The sequence below is a fragment of the Agrobacterium sp. lyk4-40-TYG-31 genome (assembly GCF_030209855.1).
Taxonomy (GTDB): Bacteria; Pseudomonadota; Alphaproteobacteria; order Rhizobiales; family Rhizobiaceae; genus Agrobacterium; species Agrobacterium vaccinii.
Genome location: NZ_JARVRE010000011.1, coordinates 1 through 1321, shown reverse-complemented (window position 1 = coordinate 1321; position 1321 = coordinate 1). Strand labels below are relative to the sequence as shown.

Genomic DNA, 1321 nt, shown 5'->3' with positions numbered 1-1321 from the left:
TGAACCGCACCGGGTTTGCCGGAGGCTTCAACTTCTGAGAAAGTGGAGTCATCATGAGCAAGACAACGAACAAGTTTTCACCTGAAGTCCGTCAACGTGCCATTCGTATGGTGCTGGATCATGAAGCCGAGCACCCTTCGCGGTGGGCTGCCGTTTCATCTATTGCTGCCAAGATCGGCTGCTCGCCAGCCACACTGCATGAATGGGTTAAGAAGACTGAGATCGACAGCTGCAAACGAGCAGGCCTGCCGAGCGATGCAGCCGAGAAGATGAAGGCTCTTGAGCGCGAGAACCGCGAGCTTCGTCAGGCCAACGAGATTTTGCGCAAGGCGTCTGCATATTTCGCGATGGCGGAGCTCGACCGCCCCTTCAAGCGATGATCTCGTTCATCGACGAACACCGTGGCGTGTTCGGGGTCGAGCCAATCTGCAGGCTACTGCCGATTGCCCCATCAACCTATTACGAGAACGTCGCCAAGCGCCTGGATGTGGACCGCCTGTCAGTCCGCGCTCGCAGCGATATCAGCTTGAAGATCGAGATACGGCGGGTCTTCGAGCAGAACTTTCGCGTCTATGGCGTTCGCAAGGTCTGGCGGCAATTGCAGCGGGAGGGCTTCGACGCCGCCCGTTGCACTGTCGCCCGGCTTATGAGGTCGATGAACCTGCAAGGTGTTATTCGGGGCAAGCCGATCCGCACGACGTTCTCGGACAAGATGGCCCCGAGCCAGCTTGACAGGGTGAACCGCCAGTTCAAAGCCCCTGCGCCGAACAGGCTGTGGGTTTCGGATTTCACATATGTCGCTACCTGGCAGGGGTTCGTCTACGTGGCCTTTGTCATCGACGTCTTCGCTCGTCGCATCATTGGCTGGCGGGCGAGCCGGACGGCACATGCAGGCTTTGTCCTGGATGCCCTTGACCAGGCGCTTCATGATCGGCGTCCTGCTCATGGCGGTGGCCTTGTGCATCACTCGGATCGCGGCGTTCAATACGTGTCCATTCGCTATTCCGAGCGGTTGGCAGAAGCAGGTATCGAGCCATCTGTCGGAAGTGTCGGCGACAGCTACGACAACGCCCTCGCAGAAACGATCAACGGTCTTTACAAGGCCGAGGTCATTCATCGCCGGGGACCGTGGCGAAGCTTCGAAGCGGTCGAGTTCGCTACCCTGGAATGGGTCGACTGGTTCAACCACCGACGCCTTCTGGAGCCCATCGGAAACATGCCGCCAGCCGAAGCTGAAGAGCGCTTTTACGCCATGCTGGACGAACCAGCCATGGCCGCATAACTTAACCGAAATGGCCTCCGGCAAACCCGGTGCGGTTCA

At 58.7% G+C, this 1321-nt stretch carries 1 protein-coding gene and 1 other annotated feature; the gene reads left to right on the top strand.

Annotated elements, in window-relative coordinates; translation table 11 throughout:
* The first annotated feature begins 53 nt into the window (after positions 1 to 53).
* A protein-coding gene (locus QRN55_RS20520; RefSeq protein WP_113495774.1) for an IS3 family transposase occupies positions 54 to 1282 on the top strand; the annotation gives its coding sequence in 2 pieces (ribosomal slippage) (positions 54 to 348 and positions 348 to 1282; 1230 coding nt in all).
* Positions 335 to 451, top strand: a sequence feature (AL1L pseudoknot). Its footprint overlaps the gene before it by 117 nt.
* Positions 1283 to 1321: the final 39 nt, after the last annotated feature.